The following is a 23,087-nucleotide window of genomic DNA, read 5'->3' as shown; positions in this document are numbered from 1 at the left end:
AAGGCTAAATTGGTAGAAGCTTAGTAACTTAATCTGTTTATAGGAAACAAATAGCATGTATAAATTACAGATTAAAGACGGAATTTGGGTGTTTGGTACGGCTTTCATAATGGCGATATTGTATATCTTATTTGTAAGCCAGTTCAATTTTATCGATGTGATAGTACAGGCTGTATTTTCTACGGGCATGGCTTATTTACTTAACTTTTTAGCAGTAAAGTTATTTAATAAATGATAAGTCCAAATTCGGAGCATTAGCCGGATTGAAAAAAAATCTTTGATAGCGACTCTAAAGTTGGGATATGTATGTCAGAAATCGAATTGAGAATAAAATTAGCGACAAAGAAAGCCATTACTCATAGTGTTGTCTGTGAAAAGTTTATTATTGATGGAGATCTAAAAGGTGCTCTAGATTATTGTGTTAAACAAGGAATAGACGCCCCTCAGTGCTCACTGACCGCTAAATCTGACAATGCCGATAAAATGAGGTCTATAGCTGAAAAGATGCTATCTGAGTCAAAATGGTGGGCTCGAAGGCTAAAGAATCAGGCCATGATGCAATTTGAACACGAACAAATTGCTCAGGGACTTGTTACTAACTGCATATCTGAAGAATCTTTTAAGCATTATCAAGCTAACAAGCGTTAGGAATGAGTATGAAACTAGGACAACAATGTGCGTTTCTAATACCCATAGGTAACAATGAAGACAGATTTGGTACTGGCGTTATTCTTGAGCTTGGGCAAAAAATCAAGGTTCCCTCACTACAAACACAATCACGTGAAATTCATAAGCAGTTTTGCGTGATTATCAAAAATAGATTGTTCTGAAATAACAAATACATAATCACGATTAATTAAATCAATGGCTCTAGTTACCTCATCTGGAGTATCAAGGTAAATGTAAAGGCCAAGTGGCCCTGCTTTGCCAGTTCTTTGGATGTTATTAAACACCTCGTCTTTGATGACGTAAATAGTACCACTAATTGCGGGTTCGTCTTCAGAGGCTACTTTTAACGTAAAGCCATGTTCTTGTAGTCTGACCAAGAAATCAACCCAAACTGTGCGTTTATATTAAAGTTTGATAATTCTTAATAGTGTTTGATCATTTATAATATAGTTTGATATTTTTTGGCGATTTTGGTGAGGAAGCCGGTTAAGGACTAACACATTTCTGCCCCAAAACGTGTTAACGTAATTACTCTATAGGTCGGCTTTGAGCGAAAAGCAGCTATTCAGATCAGGCCGCTCGTGAAAAACGAATCTCTGCTTTGCCTTAATTACAGACGTTCGATTTAGCAGGAACCTAGAAATACAAAGATAAGAGGCGCTTCTTCGAAATCCATGTCTATGCTATTACTTTCTTAAATCCGGCGCACACTTTATAGCCGAAGCCTCTGTGACCATATTTTTGTCTTGGTGGGGTATCTTCACTTTTTAGTCCTCTCACTTTACCGAGCCATTCAGACCACATTAATGAATACGAGACGTATTGACTGAGATCAGTAAAAAAATGAACTAAAAAGTCTAGAATGCTAAACTTGTCAACTGAAAATGTTTTATCTGCTGATGGACTGCTTCTAAATGAAAGAGCGTATTATTGACGCTGCGATAAATCTGATTGAGACCGGAGACCCTTTGCATTTCTCGGTGGCTAAGGTCGCCAAAGCATTGGGGATATCACAGGGTAATGTCACTTATTACTATCCAAGACGTGAGGACTTGGTGGAGTCAGTCGTTGAACGACTGATCCTTAGATACACATCTACTTCAAACTTCGACTTTGAATCGGGAAAAAACAAAGGAGAGCTGATCTCGAAAAAATTCCTGAGATTTCTGCTAGAGGACGCTCGAAGCCCTAAACTCGTTAAAATCATGATTTTTATATGGAGCAATGCATTAGGAAACACGAATATAGCAATGCACCTCGCACATCTCTATAAAATGCCTGTAGAGGTGCATCTTCGGCTCTCAGGCAACGAAGGAACTGAAAAGCAATCTCAAACTATTTATGCCTTGTTGACGATCACGAGCATAATTAACGGCCTCGTTCCAATAATGGGCATCGCGAATTCGCCTTTTAATTACGAGGAATATTCAGTCTACTTAGAGTCACTCCTTAGTAAACTGCTTTTCTGACACACTGATTTCACTTTTAAAGTACATAAAAAACAACAAATTACCTCTACGTGAAACAGTTGCTTAATACCATGATGCCGATCGGTCAATACCATTCAAGCCGATCACTTTTTTGTTCGCCAGTAGACCTTCGTAAAATCTAGCTTGAGTGATCGGCTTCAGTCAAGGTATTTAGTTTTTTTCGCATCGATTCGCCTTTTAATTCCAACTTTATTGCCCCGTGAACAAGCCGATCTAAAATGGCATCTGCATGCGTCGATTCTCCGATCATTTCATACCAATTGGCTATCGGTAATTGACTCGCTATTAAGGTCGATTTTGTATCGTATCTTGCATCAATTAATTCCAGTAAATCGCTACGTTGCTGCGCCGTTAATGGCTCTAATCCCCAATCATCTAAGATCAGTAAACTGGCACTACTAAGCTTGTTGATCAGTTTGCGATAACTGCCATCGGCTTGTGCTAAGAACATCTTTTCTAATAGCTCTTTGAGCCTAAAATAATAAACGCTGTTCCCTTGTTGGCAGTGGTGTTGACCAAGCGCACAAGCTAAATACGTTTTACCGCAACCCGTTGCCCCGGTGATCAAGATATTTTGGTGAAGGCGAAGCCATTCACCTTGGGCTAATGAACGGATCTGAGTTTTATCGAGTTGTCGTGCTGCGCCATAGTTGAGTTGAGCAAGCGTGCCACCAACTCTGAACTTTGCTTGTCGCGTTAGGCGATCAATTTTACGCTGGTCACGCTGCGTTATTTCATACTCAAGCAATAAACTTAATCGCTCTTCGAAGCTTTGTTCAACGTATAGATTGGGTTGCTCAAATTGCTGTAATAGCGCATCACGGATACCGCTTAGCTTTAGGTTACTTAACTGGTTATTGACTTGTTGATTGATATTTTTCATAAGATTTCCTTTGATTTGTTCTTTTTTATTAATGGTAATAGTTATTGCCGCGGATATTTTTATGATCAATATCTTGTAGTAAATCACCCTGAGCTTGTGGCAAGGGTTGCTTATCCAAGCCTTTTTCTAAGATGGTTTTCACTTGTTTTACGCGAGTAACACCTGTGGCTAATGCGCGATGACAGGCGGCTTCAAGACGTTGGTCTGTAAACTTCTTGCCTAGGCTTAATAACCCCATACAAGCACGGTAGCTTTGCTCTGGATGCTTTTTAGCTTGCATGAGTTGCATAACAAACTGCTCAGTTGACGCGCCAAATTTACTCGCCCAACGTTCGAACCGCTGTGGTGTCCATTGTTGCTGCTTTTGATGAGCGATAGGCATATGCAGCTCAAGCGTGGTGTGCGCACCTTCTCGGTATGATCTGGGGTGAACAGCGACTCGTATACCTTGATGGTAGAGTGTCACCAATTTCCCTGAGGCATGTGCTTCAAGCTTTTGCTTGATCAAGGTATGTGGCACTGAGTAATAGTGTTTTTCAATTTCAATATGATAATCAATATGTACGCTCACTTGTTTTACTAAGGTGTAGCGGTAAGGCAGCGTGGGCAATGGTTTTAACGCTGGTTTATCAATGGCTTCAAATTGACTTAATCGTGAGCCAGGATGTTTTTTCATTTGTCGCTGATTTAAATCGATGAGTAATTCTTGAATCTTTAGATTTAATTGACGCAAGCTAAAGAAGGTTTCATTACGAAGACGTGCCATGATCCAACGTTCAACAATTTGTACACCCACTTCAGCCTTGGCTTTATCCTTTGGTTTATAGGGTCTTGCAGGCACAATGACGGTATCGTAATGCGTCGCGAGTTGTTGGTAGGTTGGGTTTAAGTCAGGCTCATATCGGCAGGGTTTGGTGACGGCACTTTTAAGGTTGTCAGGAATGATCAGCTCAGGAACACCACCAAGAAACTCAAAACAACGTGCGTGACTCATTACCCAATCTTCGAGTTTCTGGCTGTAAGTCGCTTCGGCATAGGTATAATTAGATGCACCCATGACCGCGACGAACACTTGTGCAGTACGGCATTCGCCTGTACTTCCATCAACAATACTCATGGTTGGGCCACAGTAATCCACAAACAGTTTTTCACCTGCTTTATGGTTTTGTCGCATCGAGGGTTTTTGGCATTTAAGCCATGCCTTGTACTGACGGCAGAAGTGAGTGTAACTGTAAAAACCTTCCGCGTGCCGCTCTTTGTATTCTTCCCAAAGCAGCAACAACGTCATGGTTTTAGGCCGAAGCTCTTGCTGAACTAACGACCAGTCAGGAATGGTAAAGCCTTTTAATCGAGGCTTTGTTTTGAAAAACGCTTGTTGCAGAGAGTGATCATCCCACTTCTCATCAAGCGGCCAGCAAGTAATATCTAGCTCTGCTGATTTACAGGCATATTTAGACACGATTGAGGGTGAAACAGATAAGCTTTTTGCTATCTGACGATGACTGAGTTTACAGCCGTATTTTAGTCTTAAAATTTCTTTAAGTTTACGCATTGAAATAGGTGCCGTTGGCATGGTCATTCTCATCATCAAAAATGAAAAGAATAACGGTTAAAAACACCTACTGGCTAGACAAAAAGTACAAAAATTGAACGATACTGTTCAAGCCGATCACTCAATACCATTTTGACCGAAAAGTGATCGGCATCAATGGTATTGAGTGATCGCGATGGAGAGTATTAGGTGATCGGCTTAGAGGGTATTAGGTGATCGCGATGCATGAGAATATGCAACAGTATTGGTAAATCTTCATTTTTGGCTTAAAAATACTCAAATTTAATTAGCAAAACCTACCTAATCAATATTAGACTATGGTTATTTAAAGCGGTGTTATACAAGAGTATCTATGCGAAATAACCAGCCAATCACTCGAAACGAAAGAACTTTTCCTGCTACAACCAAATTGATTGCAGTAACCGATACCAAAGGCACTATTATCGAATGCAACGATGACTTCGTTGAGGTGAGTGGTTATGAAAAAAATGAACTGATTGGTAAACCGCATAATATTGTGCGACATCCTGAAATGCCCGCTGAAGCTTTTGCTGTGATGTGGACTCACCTCAAAGCAGGAAAGCCATGGATGGGTTTGGTCAAAAATCGTTGTAAAAATGGCGATTATTATTGGGTAGATGCTTATGTGACACCTGTCACTGAAAAAGGCAGGGTTGTTGGTTATGAATCGGTACGCTCGTGCCCTAAACGGGAGGATGTTGCCAGAGCAGAAGCGCTCTACACCAAGATTAACGCTGGAAAACCATTGGCTAAAGCTCCCTTTATATCGAGAACAAACTGGATACTCATAGCCGCACTCTTGCTGTGTTTGACTCTATTTTTAGCGGGATTTCAAACTTTATCTGAACTGCTTCTTGTACCTTCGGTTTTCATTTATGCCGTGTTGGTTTCGCTCAAAAATCAACGCACGATCCAATCGCTGAATGACATGCTGGCAACTAGCTTTTCGCATGAACTGGCAGCACAAACCTATACAGACTCACATGGCGCTCTCGGTATGTTGAAAGTTGCCATGTTAAGCCAAGCAGCGCATCTAGGAACAATAATCACCCGTATCGAAAATGCGGCGCTTAATGTGGCAAAAGAATCAGAACAAGGCTATCAACTTACTCTGAAAACTTGCAGCGAGATAGAAAGGCAGCAGGCAGAAACGTTTCAGGTGGCTACTGCGATGAATGAAATGACAACGACCATAGCGGAGGTCTCGAAACATGTGACTGACACAGCAAGTCACGCAGATATTGCTAATGATTTAGCAGTCAAAGGCAATGAAGTTGCCGAAGTGACGCGCCAATCCATTCAAAAGCTCAGAGATACAGTGTCGGATATCAGTAAATCAGTGGCCGAGGTATCAGAGCAAACCAGCCTAATTGCACAAGCGGCTCAAATCATCGAACAAATTGCAGACCAAACCAACTTACTGGCGCTGAATGCAGCCATAGAGGCAGCAAGAGCTGGTGAGCAAGGCCGAGGTTTTGCGGTAGTCGCCGATGAGGTACGTAACTTGGCAAAACGTACGCAAGAGTCCACCCGCGAAATTTACTCGATTGTGCAGCAGCTAACGTCTAAGGCACAAAATGCAGTAGATACCGCAAACTTGGGTACGCAAGCCGCAGACGAAGGGCTGTTAAAGGTGTTAGAGAGTGGCAAGATGCTCAATGGTATCTCGGACGCAGTAGAACAAATAGCACACATGTCGACTCAAATGGCTGCAGCAGTAGAGGAGCAGGCTCACGTGGCTGATGATATTAACAGGCAAGTGGTCAATATCTCTGATTTAGCAGGGACTAGCTCAGACAGTGCCAATCATACTTCTGACTCCATTACTTTGCTAAAAACTACAGCGGATGAATTGCACGAACTGGTGGTGCGTTTCAAACGCTAGTCGCTTGGCTAAATTACAAAGTCATTTATTCGCAGTATTCGAGATAGAGGTTATTCGATGAGATTAGGGCTGCTCAGCAGTGTACCATTGCTACTATTTTTGTTAGTAACCTTAAGCCTTGCGCTTGTATCAGTCTCCGCTTGGCCCGACCATTTTGGCCGTTTAGATACTGATCATTTATGGCTGACTCATCTGACATTGGAGCTTGCCTCCATTTTTGTGTCGGTCTCAATTGTCGCCATCTTGTTTCAACGGGTGGACGAAACCAAAAGTCGCTTTACCAATACGATTATCTTTAGTTTCACAACGATTGCATTGCTTGATTACATCCATTCGCTGTCATACCAAGGTATGCCGGTATTCATAACAGAAAGCTCCACCGAAAAAGCGATTTTTTTCTGGCTGTCATCAAGGACACTAGAATTAATGGCCATGGTAGCCATCTCCTTTCACTTAAAGCTGCATGGTCATAAATTAATATGGCTATCGGCTGCAATGCTACTTGCCGCTGTTATGGGCTACGTAGGGCTTTATCACTTAGATAGTTTTCCAGCCACTTTTATACAAGGAACTGGAGTTACTCAGTTTAAGACAAACTTTGAATATGTCCTTTTTATTGGCAATTCAGTGTTGGCGTTAATTTTTCTCAAGCAATACAAGCATAGTTATCGTGGGCAGTATTTATATTTCGCTGGCTCATGTTACGCAATGGCGCTTTGTGCCTTAACACTCACTCACTATGCGAGCCCATCAGACTACAGCCTGCTTATTGGTCACTTATTTAAGATACTTTCAGCTGTATTTATTTACGTAGCAATTTATCGGACTGAGCTAAAACGTCCCTATCAGTTAGCAAGATTAGCTGAAGCGAAAGCCCACAAAAAAGATGTGGAACTAAACACTATTTTATCCAATATTCCTTTGGGTATTATGCGGTTTGATAGTTCGTTCAACTACCTGTATATCAACCCACATATGCAAAGGATGTCATCCATCTTTCATACCCCTCAAACAGGACGAAACATTCGGGATTCTTTCCCCAAAGAACTGTTAGAGCTGATGCTGACGCACCTTGAGCAAGCCTTATCAGGCCAAAAAGTTGAGTTTCATTACGAATATACTTATCCAAATGGCACTTTGGTCCACCGCCAAGTGATTATGGTGCCCGAAAAAAATACTGAAGATAAAATTGAAACCTTACTTTGCTTAGTTGTTGATACAACAGAAAAGGAAACCGCTGAACAGGTAAAAATGGCCGCATTGCAGGAAACTGAAAAACTCCGTAAGGCATTGGATGCACATGCCATAGTTGCTTTTACCGATGCTAAAGGCGTAATTACCTCAGTAAACAGTAAATTTTGTGAGATGTCTCAATACTCAAGAGATGAACTGATTGGTAATACGCATCAGTTAATTAACTCAAAAGTGCATACTCCAAGCTTTTTTAAGGAGATGTGGAAAACTATAGCCACAGGAAAAATATGGCATGGTGAAATATGCAATAAAGCAAAAGACGGCTCATTATATTGGGTAAATACGACCATAGTGCCGTATGTGGATAAAAACGGGAAGCCAACTCATTATATCGCGATTAGAGCTGATATCACGGAACGTAAATTTGCCGAGCAGGAAGCGCAACGACTGGCGTTTTACGACGAATTGACCTCTTTACCCAATAGGCGCTTATTAAAAGAAAAACTGGAAAAGATATTTAGTAATGCTAGCACTGCTACTCCAGCTATAAATGCATTATTGCTTATCGACCTTGATAACTTCAAAGATATAAATGATTCGTTAGGCCATACCGCTGGTGACGAGTTGTTAAAGCAGGTTGGTTCGCGACTGCAACAACAAACAGGATTAACTCAGACCGCAGCCAGGCTAGGTGGTGATGAATTTGTTCTTTTAATGACTGGTGTTGAACAGACTAAATCAAACGCATCAATCAAAGTGGCTGCACAAGCAGAACAAATTCGAGCGGTGTTATCTGAACCTTATCTTCTTGATGGTCAAAGCCTGAATATTACCCCAAGTATAGGTGTCGCATTATTCGATTGCTCCGAACATGACGCTTCTGAATTCTTAAAACAAGCAGATATTGCTATGTATCAGTCAAAAGCTCACGGCAAAAATCAGGTCAGTTTCTTCGACCCTGAATTACAAGCTGAACTAAACAAACGTAATGAAATGCTTCGTGAACTGAGCCTTGCAACTCACCAACACGAGTTTATGCTGTTCTATCAGCCTATTTATAACAAGAATAAAACCACTGTGGGTAGTGAGGCATTAATCCGCTGGAACAGTAAAACATTAGGTATGGTATCTCCAGCACAGTTTATACCTTTGGCTGAACAATCCAATCTCATTTTAGATATTGGAAATTGGGTATTGCACACTGCATGTAAGCAGCTTTTTAGGTGGTCGTTAGATGAATCCCGCTCAGCGTGGACTGTCGCAGTCAACGTAAGCGCAAGACAATTGCAACAGCCAAACTTCGTTGAAACAGTAAAAATGACGTTGAAAGAACATGGGGCTAATCCATACCGATTAAAGCTGGAAATAACGGAAAGTATGTTACAGGTGAATGTAGATGAAACCATTAAAGCCATGAAAGAACTGCGTACACTGGGGATCCGCTTCTCACTGGATGATTTTGGTACTGGTTATTCATCACTCAACTATCTGACTAAACTGCCTATAGATACGCTGAAAATTGACCGCTCATTTGTTGAGAATGTGATTAACTCTCAGGAAGATGCTGCGGTAGTCGCTACAATATTATCACTGGCTTCAACTTTGAAGTTAGAAGTCGTCGCTGAAGGTGTTGAAACTGAGGAACAACTGGAATTCTTAATTAACTCTGGTTGTCAGTCATTTCAGGGGTATTTACTTGGCAGACCGATGCCAGCAGACCAGTTGCGGAATGGATGCTAGTTAAAAAAGCAAGTTAACGCATAATTCTATAGAAACGCACCTTTTTAAGGACGGCACGTTAACATTGATTAACGTATATAATTAGATTCAGTCTAAAAACCGGTGATATCTTAAAAGGTACGATGAATAGTCCTCGCATTGTTAACTTTTATTGGTAATGCGCTGTTGCCTCTAAGTATTCGAGAGGTACATCTAATGTCCTGAAATCTCCGCTTTCAGTGAAAAGCGCCGATTTAATCGAATCTCAGTGAATTTCCGCTTTTGGCACAGAGCCGTCATTCGGCTCTGAAACGTTTTTGTCCAAAAGTGAGCTTGAAAATGATCAAACTTTATTATCAAGAAATGACATTCGTCCTCAGATAAATTATCAAACTATTGCGTTGTTACCGCTCATGACAACCTTAATTTTTTATCAAACTTTAATATGGTCATACACAAACTTCTTCAGCCTCAGCGAGTATATTGTTATTAGAAATAACCTCAGATAATTTAAGCAGTTGTTGTTCGATGTTAAGCGATTTAGCCTTAACTATCATCGTTTTAATTTCTTTTTTAATTGGCTTGTTTTCTGCCATTTTGCACTGGGCTTTTAACCTTTTTAACAGATAAGCATTACGCTGTTCCGTTGTTACAAAGCCAGGGCTTTCTGATACTAACATGTAGAGGCTAATCAGATTGTTGAAACAAAAATTAGTCACACTTTCCTTATACTTATCTTCCATGATCATCTATTCCATCTTGCCTTAGCCATTGCACTTTCTTTAGCCAAAATATTACGTCCGTATTGAAAAACCATTTGCCCTGATGACCACCGCCCAGCCTGTTGCACTTCTAATGTTGAGTAACCGGCACTAAGCAAATCTTGACAAGCCCCCACTCGAGCGCTGTGCCCTGACCATGATGAGATTCCACTCACTAATTCAGGTCGATTAACATATAAGTAATCATAAGCTTGCTTAAAAACCCGATCAATTGTGTAGCGAGAAATAGCACAACTTTGTGACGTAGGCTTACCATTTCGACGCATTTTCTTGAATAAATACACCGAATTATTAACCTCAAGCCTAAGATATTTAGTAATTATTTCAACACATTGCCGACTCAACATAACAACATCTGGCTCACCGGACTTACGTGATTTAGTAAATGGTACCAAGAGTGTCGCACGACCATCGGCATGGTAAGTAAGGTGGGATATTTCGATTCTTGCCAACTCACTTTCTCGCAACATGGTTTCATAAGCCACGACCAAAATTGCTAAATTACGACAAATAAGCGGGTTGTTTTCATGCTGCCATGCATCATAAATGGCATCGCAATGCACTTCTCTAAACGGCTGTGCCTGGGTAACAAGTTCACTGGATAGCGCCTTGTTGTTTCGAATTCCCGTTACCACATCAATGGCTTTTTGGGTGTGTGAAGGTGAGGGTAATCCTGCTGCTAAGTGAATTTTATTCACAGCCCATCGATATTGGCTGAGGGTATTCATTTTCACTTGCGACTTTTTATCGCTAACAAACTGGATGAAATGTTGCGAAGAGGCAGGCAAAGATATGAAGCCTCGCTCATAGCACCACTGCTCAAAAATAGCCCAATTAACGAACAATGCCTTTAGTGTGTTATCACTAAGTTGGCTGTCATTGTTAGCGAAATCAGCTAGCAGTGAGGCTATTAGCCGTCGTATTTCCTGATTATCAACTTCCTCAATGGGTTTTGATAGTTGTACTTTAAGGCGGTTTTCAAGACGCGATCTATCATCTAAAAGTGATTCCGCTATCGTCTTGGGCGCCAAATCAGCTGCTGAGGCCAAGCCCATATTACTGGGCAATGTCATCAAATTATTGATCATCTGTCACCTCAGAATTTTCACTGTGGTACTTGAAAAATGAAAGTAATTCATCAATAGACTCGTCATAGGTAGCCAACCCCTGTTGCTGTTTAAATTCATTAAGCGATGTAGCAATAGATGCCGATAAGTCAATCCGCACTTTGCGTAGTCGTTTATCTTGTTGACGAAATTTCTTCTTCATCTCACGCCAACCGGTATCACTGAAAATACGATTAATAGCGGTATTCAGCGCATCCATGTCATGCTCGGTAACGTCATCTGGATCGAGATTTTTTATGTTATCTATCAGTCTATTACAATATAACCATAACTTTTCATAATCTTTAGAATACACAAGTGGCTTATATGACATTTTATTATCTACTGCAGAGGATGGCTTAATCCATAGCTTAAGTAAGTCACCTGACAAAAACACTTCATCGATAGAAAGCAGTTTTAAATTGTAACCTTTACCGGTTTTACCCAGTTCGTAATGCCAGCGTGGGGGTTTATATTCAGACATTGCTAACCAACCTATTTAACGTTGTAGAAATACATTGAAATTCGATGTGTTAGAAGAACAATGAATAACGCACCTACTGAAATAATATTCACGGTCACAGAAATACACTGAATTTCAGACAAGCTCAATTTGTCAAAATAACCCACCGAGTTGCTATTTTATTCTTTTGTGGTGGCACCACTAAAGAAAAACAACTATAAACTTAATTTTAGTTTAATGCAACATAACTGTAATTATGTTGCATTAACAGTTTGGAGATAGCGATCATTTAAAGTGTGGCCACCACTTTTAAAATCTAGAGAAAGGCGAGGGTGAAGATGCAAAGAAATCGTGTAGAATAATAATTTTTTTGTGCAATATAGTTGTCGGTGAACAATAATTATAAATAGCTTGTTACATGTAACCATATCTAACTTTTTGTTTTATATGACTTTGTTTAAGGTTGCACTTTTGGATACTTTTAACCATCTCAGAAGTAACCTTGATTTGAAATTATTATCTTTAAATTCAGATGATTAGCTGTATATTAGTTGCGTTACATTGCTATTGTCCGCACGAGCATTACTCAGAGCCATGTTTTTTCGTATGAACGTAGCATTTTGTGATTGAACTTTAGCTAGCATAGCTTTTAATTCTGCCACCTCAGACCGCAGCTCTCGATTGCGGTCTTTGTATTCATTCAGTTCAGTTTGTTTAGCGTCACGCTGTTGTCGAATGCCTTTATTTACACCACCTTTAATGCGCTCTAATAGGTCTGGGCAATCACGATGAATCAACGCTCGGCTTACGCCTGCTTCTTCGGCAACGGAAGCGACACTCATTTTGCGTTTATCAGAGACAACTTTAGGACGACCCTTTTCGATACGAATAATGGCAAGTCGAACCATTTTATGTGTCGCCTTTTCTTTCTGGTTAGACACTTATCACCTCGATATGCTCTCTCTCATTAATTTCTTGCTTCATGGTTTCAACATCAATACCCAATGCCGCCAGAACCTTTTCACAGCGTTCCATGCCCTTTTTGACCGCCGCTCTACCAACTTCACCAATATCATCTAATTGCATCAGTTTCATTTGCTGCACTAACATTCCCTCCCAATAAGGCAGGTGTCGCTTATCTACAATGCCACTTTCACAGCTATCAGGCTTACCACACTTACACTCATCATCATTGGTACACCACCCAATACCTGTTGAACGAATTGGTATGGAGCTGGAGTATGCCTTTGCCATAGCACTAAGCGAGCCAAAAGATCTGATTAACTCTTTATCTTCACGTACTACCTTGATGTTTTGAGCTATACCACCACCAGTGATAGGCATATCTAGTTCAAACCAATCTTGCTTAATTTCTTCTTCAACCAGATATTTCTCTCGGAGCATTTCTTCGAACAATTCCGCATCCAAATCATCATTAAAGGCATACAAAGCGGTCATGGTAATTGACCAATGTTTAAAGTGGTCTTTCAATGCTCTCAAGTCGCCAAATTCAGAATGAACCGCATAATTAGCAAAGGTACGCCTGAATTGGTGCGCTGATAGGTTCCAATTGCTCCCTTTCTGTTTACATAAGTTTGGCAACCTACTGTTAGTCATGGCCACCCCCGACAATAGGTAAATTGCGTTTCCTTTTCCAAGGTTTTTCGATAGACAAATGTGGTCTGAGATTTCCTCAAGTCGATGTACTTCCAAATAGTCATTGCTTACTTGCGCTTTTAGTAAATCACACTCAAGCTGTCGTTGAAGTGGAGCACTCAAACGACCAAGGATATCAATCGCTTCCGTGGCTATCTTTGGCGCAATCCACTCAGCCAACCCTGTATGTGTTTTCTCAGATACAGTTTCGATGTAATAGTAAGTTGTGTCATCTTTCGTTTCAGAGCGATACGCATCACGCTTAATGCCTAATATTTCATGGATACGCATACCCGTTGTGAGTAGTAGCCAGAAGATACAGCTATCTCGTAGTAGCAATTTTTCTTTCTTTTTTGCTGATGCTAAAATTTCATCAGCTCTATCTAGGTAAGGTTTAGTAAGCTGGCACAACGGAATTAGCACTTTATCTGGAATAATGGGGGTCTTGCCTTTGACAATGGCTTCCCGATACGCTTCACCAACATAGCCCGCTTGCTCATTAGCGCTTGATCTAGGCCAAGGATGCTCTTCGACAAAATCAAACTCTTTGCAGTGGTAATAAAGGTCTTCTAGAGCGCGAAATCTATCCACTTTGGCGGTTGCCGTCAGTGGTTTAGTCTCGCTTTTTCGCTTTGAGGTCAAGGTATTTACGTGCCTAACGTAAGCATTAGAGGTAAAAGCTGTGAGCCCATGTGTCGCTGTAGTATCTGAGCTTAAAACCCACTGAAAGTAAATTTTCAACTTGCCCAATATTTTCAGCAGAGTGTTAATTGCTAAACCCTTTTTCATTTTGCTCCAGATTATCCACTTTGCCATGCGCTTCATTTGAGTGTCCGAAATGGTGGAAAAAGTAAGGTTTAATGCACTTGCTATAGTTGCTTTCGTTCCTTTACTGGCAGGAAACATCCATACATCTTCCTCAAATCGCGATAGCGTTTGGTATTCACTATTGGCCAGTTTGATGTAGGTAACGACACCCGTTAGAGAACCATCAATGGCTTGCTCAAGCGCACTGGTGCTTGGCTTTGGGCATTGCTGAATCGCAAACTCAGCTTGCGTGAGTATTAACTCAATTGAACTCATTGCGTCACCTTCAACATATCAAGATTTTGCCAGTACGGATGAGGATTAGTTCTTGCTCGTTCTTTTTCAGCCTCTACACGCTGTAACTGTCCAAGCTTTGTAAATTCAGGGACAACTTCTTCATCTACGACTCTTAGAACATTTTTTAAATGACGCTTCCAGTCTTTGCGACCAAACTCATCACGGTTGCGAATAATCGCCCAATAAAAACTAAAGAGTTTATACAAATCATCACCTGTAATAACGAAGCTCTTACAGCGGAAACAACCTAAGAAGTCATTACAGAATGTGCCATCTTTAGGTGCTCTATGGCCATTCTTAGGGTCTTTACAATGGCCTACAGGGACGCTTGGCTCTGCGCACGTTAGCTCTTTAACTCGTATATCACCCATTAAGCCTAAGTTGCGCTTTGATTGCTCAGGAGCTTGCAGGTAGTGGTCAAGCGTTCCTGTCCCACTGTGTTTGGCTTGTTGCGCAGCAATTAACAAACTCTCACCACTCAGCTCATAAATACCATTGATGAACGTCTTGCGAAAACGGCTTACATTAAGTTTCATCGTTCGACCATCTTCATCTCTTAGGTCGTACTCTTTGATGAATTTTTTGATGTTATATCGAAGCAGCCTTTCTGCTAGAGAGGAGGCCCTACCACTCTCTGCACCTATGTGGGCAACTCTAGGCTCATAGACAAATACCAAGTCGGTATCGATAGACTTTCTCGCTTGGCTATTGCGCTCAATGATAGTCTCAATAAGATAAGCCACATCAAGCTTTATCCCTTGGACCACTTCAAGTTCCTGTGATTTTCGTAAATTGTGCAATTGCGTTGCGTTGCCTCTTTTTTTGAATACAGTTAACAGTTTGCGGCAATCTTTAAGTGGGTGGTCAGTCAATGAGTCGGTAGTCATATCGAGAAGCGGAGAGGTATTAATACCAGTCTGGATTGCCACAGCTAGTAAGCAAACCACTAATTCATAACCTGTCAATGGTTCAGTCTTTTGATAAATCGGCTTAATTGCTTGTTTTAGCGCAACCACTACCTGTCTTTTTTCATGGGGAGTAAGTGATTTCTCGCCCTTGGCACGTTTGCTTGAATTTGGAAATGGGTTCTTAGGAAAGAAATCATTGTTTAGGTTGATGTCACCAATGACAGACCAATAGCCCTTGTTTCTCATGTATATCAGCATTGACTTGAGGTGAGTGTAGTAACCTTTTTGGGTGTTATACCCTAACTCACAACCTCTAAGGTGCAGTAAATACTGCTCGATCAACTCTGGCGTAATGTCATCTTGTGTTAAGTCCTCACCCGCTGAATACCTAAATAATGTAAGGTATTCAGCGAAATGGGAAAAACCATTTGTAAAATAAGTTTTTTGAGTCTCCTCGCTAAGAGCATCGGTATTTTTCAGCAAAGCTTTTGCGGTGTAGTACACTCGACTTGTGATGTCATCAAAACCTTTGCCATAAAAACGAGTAAAATTGACGTTAGAACCATTGCCACCTTTTGAACCGATATTCGGGTAGTTCACAACAGGGCTGATTGGTCGGATAATCTCTTGGTTTTGAGTAGAGTCAATCGTTGGCTCAACTACAGATGTTTTCTTGAGCTTTTCTTTGTTAACCGTCAGGTTTTTTCGTTGTTTAGCCATACCTTACCTACGCAATCGCATCAATTTGTTGCTGATACTCAATCGACAGGTCATCGACTAAATCATTAACCAAGTGCAAATACTTCATCGTGGTTGTGATACTGGAATGTCCAAGCCGAGCTTGTAGGTACATCAAGGGTTCAAATTTGCTGCTTTTATGTTCTAACATTCCTTTCAGCATGTGCGTTGCGTAAGTATGTCTTAACATGTGCGGTGATACGTGAAAGGGTAAATTTAGCGACTTTAGAGCCTTACCAAAAGCAGAGCCTTGAGAAGTCCACTCTTGGCCATCAGACGTTAAAAACAAACAATCTGATACCACTCCTGACTCTTGCTGCTTCTGAAAACGAGCCTCATTGACATAACGCCACAAGTCCTCTATTAGACGTGTCGGGATGTGTATTTTGCGCTCTCTCTCACCTTTGGTTCGTGAAATATTGACCTCATAATAAGCTCTGTTTCCAGTAGGCTTTCTTATTATATGCAAGGGAAACAGCAACAGTTCTTTTCGTCTAATTCCTGCCTGTAGACATAAGCGAACCATCAGCTTTAAGGTTGGATTTTCAATCGCAGATAAAAGCTCTCTCACTTCAATTACCGATAAAAACTGAGCTTTCTTCTCAAAGGTTTTCATCATCAAATCAGAGCTGTATTTCTTACCACCATTTCTTTCTGTATGAGCCAAAAACTGCTGGCCTTTATTCACTGAAACGGATTCTAAAGAGTAAGGTAATGATTTAAACCACTTGCCAACACCATAAGAGTAGAAACGCACTATCGTTCTTAAATGCTGATTGGTTGAATTTACCGACATGCCCAACTCACCAACACAAAGGTCACGATAAGCACTGACTAACATTTCATCTTCACTGCTTTCTGAAATGTCTCGCCAATCCAAACTGTTCTGCTCACAGAATGTCAGGAATTGAGCTAGGTGATTGCCATACGTCCACCAAGTGTTCTCACTATTCACTCGACCTCGTTTTAAGCACTCATATACCAAGAACTGTAACGCCTCTACACAAAGCATTCCTGATTCAATCCCTAGATCTGAATTATCAGTCTCCCAAGTTAGCAAAGGGAAGTTAGGGTATTTGACGCTTTCTATCTCAAAGTCAGATGTGGATTTAATGCAAAGCATAGTGGCTCACTCAAACTGTATATACATACAGGTTAAGAGCTAAGGTTATACTTCGCAAGAGATTAGGGTGATTTTTATGCATACGTTGACTTGTAACACATTATTGGACAAAAGCTTGTTAGAGTTAAAACTCAAGATGTGATAATTGTCATTAGAAAAGGTATGGCTATTTGGTATGCGGTGTCGTCAGCTTAAGGGGCGAAAACATCCCGTGTTTTGAATCCCTCTAGAAGCATTTTTGTGCTTACAATTCTACAGACAATAGATCCCATGTAGATACATCTGGTTCGCATCTGAAGACCTTACAACCTAAAGATTTAATAAATTCGATGTTATCTGTAACCGTGTGTTCATTTTGTCCCTCTTCGATACGAACGGCATTGCGATATACGTTAGCACCGAGATAGATTTCTTTGATACCTGACTGTGGAATTGTGTAGCAAAGCAACTGTTGCCCTAAATACGAATTCCTAACTTTAGTCCACACTGTATTGGACGACTCATTTTGTCCAGATAGATAGACGTTATGTGAGTAATAGTGCGCACAGCACTTTTTGAAACTGAAGTGCACTTTAATAGTTATTAAAGTGCACTTTTAGACTGTTTTAGCGCTTCACCTAGTCATCTACTATGCAACAATCCATCTGTATTGAGATGGCCAAGCTTAGCGTGCAACTACTCAGAATATGCCAAAAACTAATCATTTAAGATAACTTTTTGGTACGATGCCAACCAAAGCCATGTGGACACTTATAAACGCGTAAGCGAATTCCCTCCTCTTTTAAAGTAACCTCCGCATACAAAAGTGCTTCTTGCTCAGAGTCATATATATTCTTGTTAACACCATCTTCCCCCACACAGCAATCACATTTTTTTGGAGTTAATCCGCCCCGCATTGTTAAAGTATCCAATCGATTACGCTTATTGTAACCACCTCCTCCAAGGCGCTCTTTCAGGTATTCTTGTGCCTCACCACATTCAAATGAACGAGAAAGCATTGTTTCAAAGCTGATTACACACTTCATATCAGCCCCCTATAATTCAACTACATCGACATCGACTTTGCGATATCTAGATGAAAAGACTATAGGGTTAAACTCGATCTGCACTAGCGCATTTTCTACGCCACATAGATTGATACTTTCGCTGTACACATAGCCAGAACCATTCGAAGAGTTCTGATAGAAACGCCCCTTAGGGTCAATCATCAAATATGACTCAGTCATAGTTGAATTTGACTCTGCAAAAATCGGTAGTCCGATACCGCTATGTGCTGCGACAAAGTTATCAAATTTCTCTCTTGAAATTAGTAATTCGTCATCACCATATGGCATCGCTTGCAAGACTTTCCATTTAAAGGGCTTTAGCTCTGTAATCAGTTCAGAAAAATCTTCTTCACAATTTAAGCTATTCACAACAGTGTTTATCTTAGTTTTGATGTCTTTTTGAGTACTAACTAAGTTGCCTATAGCTGTTTTTAATTCTTCAACACTTAAAGAGTTGCCTTTTCTGTCACTTCTTCCTATTTTCATTCGCGTGTTTAAATCTTGGCTGTCAAAGCTAATGCCAACCATGTCCAACACATTTTCAGGAAATTCCAAACGGCTATTGATTAGATAATGCCCGTTAGTAATGACGGAGGTTTTAAAGCCTTTTTGTTTCGCAAGCATCAGGGCTATAAAGAAGGTACTTCCGAGCATCATTGGTTCTCCGCCAGCAAAGTTGAGGCGAACACTTTCGTAACCAAGTTCTTTCTTTAAGGGGGGAAACCTTGGATGAAATATTCAGATAAGTTATCTAAAAACCTTTCAATCTTAGGAAGCGAACGATGTAATTCTTTTGGTTTTCCCCACTTAGCAAAACAATAACTACAGTTATAATTGCATGCTTCGGTGATGTGCCAATTAATTACTAACTCATCTACATTGTTGACGAGGGAAGAAGTCGAATTTTCGATGGATCTGTTTTGTGTAGACATACGTATAGTCCTAGGAATACCTGCACATGCAGGTAGAACAGTTGATACATGGCGGACGACTAGCGTCAAAGGAGGAGCATCAGGCTCCCGTACACCAATTTTTGATTGTTTAAATTATTGGTAATCTATGGATGACGCATTAAGTTACGCCTTGTTTTAAGAGCCTCTTCATGTTTTACCTCAAGACCGAGTTCATGCCGCTGACACATAAGTAACCACCATTCGGCTGCCACGATGCTTCGCTTTATATCTTGAGTTGATGGGCTTTTCTTAGCATGTCGACGGACTGCCTTATAACATTCACTGGCAATAGAACGAACACTCTCATCAGGATCAGACTTTTTAGTAAAATTCACCGTTTTATGAACCTTACCATTTAGATCAAAACCCAATTCAGCCAAGGCTTTTAAATAACCTTGCCTCCAAGTGGATGATTGCTCTATTGCTTGACTAGAATCGTATCTTCCATCTTTCTCTTTTTCGCCTTTACGAAGGCGAAGCCGACTCAAGAAAAACTCAGAAAGTTCACAAGCAAATGCAGTATAGAACTCTGTTTCAAACTCTTCATCAGTCGTTAGCCTAATTTCTTTATCATGGTTTTGTATATAACAAAACCATTCACGAGCTAAATGATTGAAAGGGGTATACCAATCGTAGAAGTGACCTTGAGAAAGAGCACCGCTGATCATCAATAATTTTTCATTAGAATAAGGTTCTGTTGAAAAGCGTTGCAACATTAAACGATGGCGAAGCCCTTTTTGAGTTGATATTTTATCAATAGCAAATAACAAACTTTCGAGATGCTTGTGGCATGCTTTTACTTCAACACTTGTTAATGTTGAATTCGATAGTTCTCCACGCAAGATTCCAATGCTTTTATCGACATAAGGCAGGGCTTGCTCGCTACTCCCATTCTGAAGGGCAATAGATGTCCAAGAGGGTATTAAGTGCTTTGGAAAATTATCTGCATGTATTAGCAGCCTAAATCGTTCACTCCACCATTGAAAACAGTCAAAATAGTAACCTTCATTATAAGGTGGACGACAAGACAGAACAGATAACTGATTTTCAACAGCTAGTAAGTCAAGCTGCTCTGTAAATATTGTTTTCCAAAGCTCAAAGTGTTCGTTTGTGAACCATCTACTATGACATGCACTTAACTGTTTAAACGAGTTGTTTTTAGACCCTAGAATCTTAGTAAAATCATCTTGTATTGACCATTCAATCCATTTACTCATTTGAACATGACTGAACTCGGCACATAATTCATTAAACTTTTTTTTCTCGAAGATTTCAAACTCGTTACTATTCAGTTCGTCCCAAGAAAACCCGACATATATATGGGTTAAATAACCTTCAACCTCGCGAACCCACACTCCAATCTCATCTTTAGATACCTTCGTTAAATCAGTGTTTATTAGCGAAAGCTTTATGCAATCGTAATGAAAGTCATCGAGCCATTTTCTAAGACGCTTTGTAATATCAGAGCTATCAGTTACTTCATCACGAGCTAAATTTAGAATATCTTCCCAGTGAGAATGATATCCATAAAAAATATCATGCAAACGATAAGAATTTTTTGCTCTTTGTGGGTCAAATTTAGCCCAGGCGCTAATGAAATCCAATCCATTAGCAAAGCTCTTAGCCCCTATTGTAAGTGGACCGACATAATCGTCAGTTGAAGAGCTAATACGTATTAACTCATTTTTCCTTTGATGTTTATCGAGCAATAAAAATTTAAGTGAGATTGACTCGAAAAAGCCCCAAAAAAATTCAGCTCGCTCTTGTCCACTCAGCTCATCAAGCGCCTCATCATCAAAGAACGCTTTTGAATAACAATAGTCATCACCGTAAAGCCAGCACAAGAATTGAAAATAGTTTGGTGCGACCATTTTCATTCCCCCTCGGTATAGAGCTAATGGAGAAGATGCAAAGTATGTATTTTTAACTTCAACTAAAAAGTCATAAAATGGAGAGCTGAGTGTTTTTCCGCTAATCTGGTAACTATCGAAGGCGAAAGATAGCTTTACTTCATAAGAAAGCAGTAAAAATAAGCATTTTTCTGAAATCGAGTTTGCCTGATTAGCTTTACTCAGAACATCTTCTATTCTAGAGGGTGAACTAAATGTACTTTGCCAATTATTTTGAAAATATTTTATGAATAATTCACGAAAATCGTCATCAATACAGCTCTCATCTATAGCCTGTAAGAAGCGATCCGTGGGGTCTTTTTTTCATCAAGGGTGATATTGCCGAAAGGCGAATCAATCCTGCACATAGTTTTCTCCATGTCATGAGAATTAGGTTTCACAATAAGAATCCGGATCTATATCCGGTTTGCAGTTGAAACCTCCCGTGCAAAAGATGGGAGCGGAAAAAGTGAGCAACATGCTCGATAGCCGACTGCAATTAAGTTTTACAATAGAGAAAGTTTTCAAATAAGTCAATGTGTAGTGTTCAAAATTAAATTGGTCACGATTTTAGAGTCATTCCAATATAGAGATGGGAAGGCCTGAGACTTATAAACACTTTTGATTTACCATCATCAGCTTAAACTGATATTGATAGAGTTCATCATAATGATGTGTAATCTTATCGTTTCAGCTCAAAAAATGCTCTTTAATATGTATAAAATGCACATTTTGTGAGTTTTAGCGCTTAATCGACATGTTTTGCGTATTATCGTGACAAACTTGTCTCAAACTCAATTTATGCAGAAGAGTTTGCATAACTAGTCAAAATTTATCAGTCTTAGACTTAGCGTTCGTAACGTCAACAAAGACATGCTGCTACAAGAGTACTCAGCTCTCAATCATCAAATCTTTCTGTTTAATAACTCTAAATGATCATTTGTTTCATTAGCATTAAGCTGTATACGCTCTTCTAGAAGCAGAGTGTTGTATTCCAGTAGTTTTTGAATGAACACATCAAAGAAACCTAGTGGTAAAACTAACGAGGTAACAACCGCGACTATCAGGATCTCTGCAAGCCAAGGACTTCCTAAAAGATATGCAATGGAAACGACTAAAGCCAGTAAGGTCTTAAACCATTTCACGTATGAGCATAACTTCATCGCAGAGGCTATATCTCCCGTCATCACTGTAGATTTAAAGTTATCCATATATTTCTTCACTCCTTACTATTAGCTACAAACGGCAAAGCCTCATTAACGATAATTAAAGTGCAGCTTTCGTACTTAATCGACGTATTTGCGTATCACCGTGACAATAATGCCTTACTTTTAATTTATACCAAACCTACAGATAATATGACTCATTTCTGGACAGATTCGTGTCAGCCGATACGAAACTTACACTGATAACTAATGTAAAACGGGCTAGGAAAGAACACTGACTGTGTGGGATTTCATAGCAACTGTTGTAATGCCAATGCCATTTTTTTGATAGTTGCACCATTCAAACTGAGAGTGTTTCTATTCAAATTTGTTTCGCTCATGCTATCGATATGCGTTAACCAAACACGATGATATTTTTCTGATTTGTTAATAGTGCTAATGCGTGATTGCTGGGTTTTTATCGAAGCCCAGTTCCTGTGAGTTGAATCAACATGTCGATGGTAAAGATACGAGACGAAGAAAGTGGCACCGATAGTGGTGAGCTTATCACCACCCTCAAAGGAAAATGTATGTCGTTCAGAACTTGCACGTGTCATTCTATTTTATCCTCGTGTATACCTTCCTAATACATAATTATTCATTAGATAAAGTTGGTCAATATTAGATATGAAATTTTGTCGAGGAACTTCAATTCTAAATGGTTTTGGGGCAGAAATGTGTTGGCCACCCTAACTTGAAAA

The 23,087-nt window shown here is 40.1% G+C and carries 19 protein-coding genes and 1 pseudogene; 5 read left to right on the top strand and 15 right to left on the bottom strand.

Translation table 11 applies throughout. The annotated features are described in order from the left end of the window. Nucleotides 1–55 precede the first annotated feature (55 nt). Both ACRWQL_RS00405 and ACRWQL_RS00400 read left to right on the top strand, forming a co-directional pair. A complete protein-coding gene (locus ACRWQL_RS00405; protein ID WP_434949787.1) occupies nt 56–235 on the top strand; it encodes a hypothetical protein in 180 nt (59 codons plus the stop codon). A 71-nt stretch (nt 236–306) separates the two neighbouring features. Further along, entirely contained in the window at nt 307–648 is a 342-nt protein-coding gene (locus ACRWQL_RS00400) for a hypothetical protein (RefSeq protein ID WP_434949785.1), read from the top strand. Between the two features lie 128 nt (nt 649–776). Here ACRWQL_RS00400 and ACRWQL_RS00395 read toward each other — a convergent pair whose 3' ends face one another. Next, on the bottom strand, nt 777–1,046 hold the full coding sequence (locus tag ACRWQL_RS00395) for a hypothetical protein (RefSeq protein WP_434949783.1): 270 nt from the start codon (nt 1,044–1,046) through the stop codon (nt 777–779). 537 nt (nt 1,047–1,583) lie between these two features. Here ACRWQL_RS00395 and ACRWQL_RS00390 point away from each other — a divergent pair. Further along, nucleotides 1,584–2,138 (top strand): TetR/AcrR family transcriptional regulator, encoded by a 555-nt coding sequence (locus tag ACRWQL_RS00390; RefSeq protein ID WP_434949781.1) that lies wholly within the window; start codon nt 1,584–1,586, stop codon nt 2,136–2,138. Nucleotides 2,139–2,277: 139 nt separating this feature from the next. Here the strand turns inward: ACRWQL_RS00390 and istB are convergent, their stop codons facing one another. Both istB and istA read right to left on the bottom strand, forming a co-directional pair. Continuing rightward, nucleotides 2,278–3,042, bottom strand: a complete 765-nt coding sequence (istB, locus tag ACRWQL_RS00385) for an IS21-like element ISShfr5 family helper ATPase IstB (protein ID WP_432302009.1) — start codon at nt 3,040–3,042, stop codon at nt 2,278–2,280. 28 nt (nt 3,043–3,070) lie between these two features. Next, nucleotides 3,071–4,615, bottom strand: coding sequence for an IS21-like element ISShfr5 family transposase (gene istA, locus ACRWQL_RS00380; RefSeq protein WP_432302026.1), 1,545 nt, complete (start codon nt 4,613–4,615; stop codon nt 3,071–3,073). Nucleotides 4,616–4,946: 331 nt separating this feature from the next. Between istA and ACRWQL_RS00375 the strand changes: the two genes are divergently transcribed. Further along, on the top strand, nt 4,947–6,500 hold the full coding sequence (locus ACRWQL_RS00375) for a methyl-accepting chemotaxis protein (RefSeq protein ID WP_434949778.1): 1,554 nt from the start codon (nt 4,947–4,949) through the stop codon (nt 6,498–6,500). Between the two features lie 57 nt (nt 6,501–6,557). Next, nucleotides 6,558–9,434, top strand: coding sequence for an EAL domain-containing protein (locus tag ACRWQL_RS00370; protein WP_434949776.1), 2,877 nt, complete (start codon nt 6,558–6,560; stop codon nt 9,432–9,434). A 428-nt stretch (nt 9,435–9,862) separates the two neighbouring features. On the opposite strand, the gene ACRWQL_RS00365 is transcribed toward ACRWQL_RS00370, so the two are convergent. From ACRWQL_RS00365 to ACRWQL_RS00310, 12 genes and pseudogenes are all read right to left on the bottom strand, one after another. Beyond that, nucleotides 9,863–10,156 (bottom strand): hypothetical protein, encoded by a 294-nt coding sequence (locus tag ACRWQL_RS00365; RefSeq protein WP_434949774.1) that lies wholly within the window; start codon nt 10,154–10,156, stop codon nt 9,863–9,865. A gap of 2 nt (nt 10,157–10,158) precedes the next feature. Further along, nucleotides 10,159–11,283 (bottom strand): tyrosine-type recombinase/integrase, encoded by a 1,125-nt coding sequence (locus ACRWQL_RS00360; protein WP_434949772.1) that lies wholly within the window; start codon nt 11,281–11,283, stop codon nt 10,159–10,161. Next, complete coding sequence (locus ACRWQL_RS00355; protein WP_434949771.1) at nt 11,273–11,785, bottom strand: hypothetical protein; 513 nt, start codon at nt 11,783–11,785, stop codon at nt 11,273–11,275. Before ACRWQL_RS00355 ends, ACRWQL_RS00360 begins: the two co-directional genes overlap by 11 nt. Before the next feature lie 515 nt (nt 11,786–12,300). Beyond that, nucleotides 12,301–12,705, bottom strand: coding sequence for a hypothetical protein (locus tag ACRWQL_RS00350; RefSeq protein WP_019283264.1), 405 nt, complete (start codon nt 12,703–12,705; stop codon nt 12,301–12,303). Further along, nucleotides 12,698–14,503: a site-specific integrase gene (locus tag ACRWQL_RS00345; protein WP_434949770.1), complete on the bottom strand. Its 1,806-nt coding sequence runs from the start codon at nt 14,501–14,503 to the stop codon at nt 12,698–12,700. Before ACRWQL_RS00345 ends, ACRWQL_RS00350 begins: the two co-directional genes overlap by 8 nt. Beyond that, the gene (locus ACRWQL_RS00340; protein ID WP_434949769.1) at nt 14,500–16,152 is read right to left on the bottom strand and encodes a phage integrase SAM-like domain-containing protein; all 1,653 of its coding nucleotides are present in this window, start codon (nt 16,150–16,152) and stop codon (nt 14,500–14,502) included. Before ACRWQL_RS00340 ends, ACRWQL_RS00345 begins: the two co-directional genes overlap by 4 nt. A gap of 7 nt (nt 16,153–16,159) precedes the next feature. Next, nucleotides 16,160–17,125 carry a tyrosine-type recombinase/integrase gene (locus ACRWQL_RS00335; RefSeq protein WP_434949767.1) on the bottom strand — a complete coding sequence of 322 codons (966 nt, stop codon included), beginning with the start codon at nt 17,123–17,125 and terminating at the stop codon, nt 16,160–16,162. An 872-nt stretch (nt 17,126–17,997) separates the two neighbouring features. Then, nucleotides 17,998–18,318: a hypothetical protein gene (locus ACRWQL_RS00330; RefSeq protein WP_434949765.1), complete on the bottom strand. Its 321-nt coding sequence runs from the start codon at nt 18,316–18,318 to the stop codon at nt 17,998–18,000. A gap of 9 nt (nt 18,319–18,327) precedes the next feature. After that, nucleotides 18,328–19,271, bottom strand: a pseudogene (locus tag ACRWQL_RS00325) (viperin family antiviral radical SAM protein). A gap of 125 nt (nt 19,272–19,396) precedes the next feature. Beyond that, a complete protein-coding gene (locus ACRWQL_RS00320) occupies nt 19,397–21,169 on the bottom strand; it encodes a hypothetical protein (RefSeq protein ID WP_434949763.1) in 1,773 nt (590 codons plus the stop codon). A gap of 917 nt (nt 21,170–22,086) precedes the next feature. Next, nucleotides 22,087–22,392 (bottom strand): hypothetical protein, encoded by a 306-nt coding sequence (locus ACRWQL_RS00315; protein WP_434949761.1) that lies wholly within the window; start codon nt 22,390–22,392, stop codon nt 22,087–22,089. Between the two features lie 245 nt (nt 22,393–22,637). Continuing rightward, nucleotides 22,638–22,943 carry a hypothetical protein gene (locus ACRWQL_RS00310; RefSeq protein ID WP_434949759.1) on the bottom strand — a complete coding sequence of 102 codons (306 nt, stop codon included), beginning with the start codon at nt 22,941–22,943 and terminating at the stop codon, nt 22,638–22,640. Between the last annotated feature and the right edge of the window lie 144 nt (nt 22,944–23,087).

The sequence above is a fragment of the Shewanella sp. HL-SH4 genome (assembly GCF_051164845.1).
GTDB classification, from domain to species: domain Bacteria; phylum Pseudomonadota; class Gammaproteobacteria; order Enterobacterales; family Shewanellaceae; genus Shewanella; species Shewanella glacialimarina.
This window is presented reverse-complemented; position numbering and strand designations above follow the sequence as displayed.

Coding starts and splice junctions, on each gene's coding strand:
- ACRWQL_RS00405 (WP_434949787.1), top strand. CDS start 56: ATGTATAAATTACAGATTAAAGACGGAATTTGGGTGTTTGGTACGGCT.
- ACRWQL_RS00400 (WP_434949785.1), top strand. CDS start 307: ATGTCAGAAATCGAATTGAGAATAAAATTAGCGACAAAGAAAGCCATT.
- ACRWQL_RS00390 (WP_434949781.1), top strand. CDS start 1,584: ATGAAAGAGCGTATTATTGACGCTGCGATAAATCTGATTGAGACCGGA.
- istB (WP_432302009.1), bottom strand. CDS start 3,042: ATGAAAAATATCAATCAACAAGTCAATAACCAGTTAAGTAACCTAAAG.
- istA (WP_432302026.1), bottom strand. CDS start 4,615: ATGCCAACGGCACCTATTTCAATGCGTAAACTTAAAGAAATTTTAAGA.
- ACRWQL_RS00375 (WP_434949778.1), top strand. CDS start 4,947: ATGCGAAATAACCAGCCAATCACTCGAAACGAAAGAACTTTTCCTGCT.
- ACRWQL_RS00370 (WP_434949776.1), top strand. CDS start 6,558: ATGAGATTAGGGCTGCTCAGCAGTGTACCATTGCTACTATTTTTGTTA.
- ACRWQL_RS00365 (WP_434949774.1), bottom strand. CDS start 10,156: ATGGAAGATAAGTATAAGGAAAGTGTGACTAATTTTTGTTTCAACAAT.
- ACRWQL_RS00360 (WP_434949772.1), bottom strand. CDS start 11,283: ATGATCAATAATTTGATGACATTGCCCAGTAATATGGGCTTGGCCTCA.
- ACRWQL_RS00355 (WP_434949771.1), bottom strand. CDS start 11,785: ATGTCTGAATATAAACCCCCACGCTGGCATTACGAACTGGGTAAAACC.
- ACRWQL_RS00345 (WP_434949770.1), bottom strand. CDS start 14,503: ATGAGTTCAATTGAGTTAATACTCACGCAAGCTGAGTTTGCGATTCAG.
- ACRWQL_RS00340 (WP_434949769.1), bottom strand. CDS start 16,152: ATGGCTAAACAACGAAAAAACCTGACGGTTAACAAAGAAAAGCTCAAG.
- ACRWQL_RS00330 (WP_434949765.1), bottom strand. CDS start 18,318: ATGAAGTGTGTAATCAGCTTTGAAACAATGCTTTCTCGTTCATTTGAA.
- ACRWQL_RS00320 (WP_434949763.1), bottom strand. CDS start 21,169: ATGAAAATGGTCGCACCAAACTATTTTCAATTCTTGTGCTGGCTTTAC.
- ACRWQL_RS00315 (WP_434949761.1), bottom strand. CDS start 22,392: ATGGATAACTTTAAATCTACAGTGATGACGGGAGATATAGCCTCTGCG.
- ACRWQL_RS00310 (WP_434949759.1), bottom strand. CDS start 22,943: ATGACACGTGCAAGTTCTGAACGACATACATTTTCCTTTGAGGGTGGT.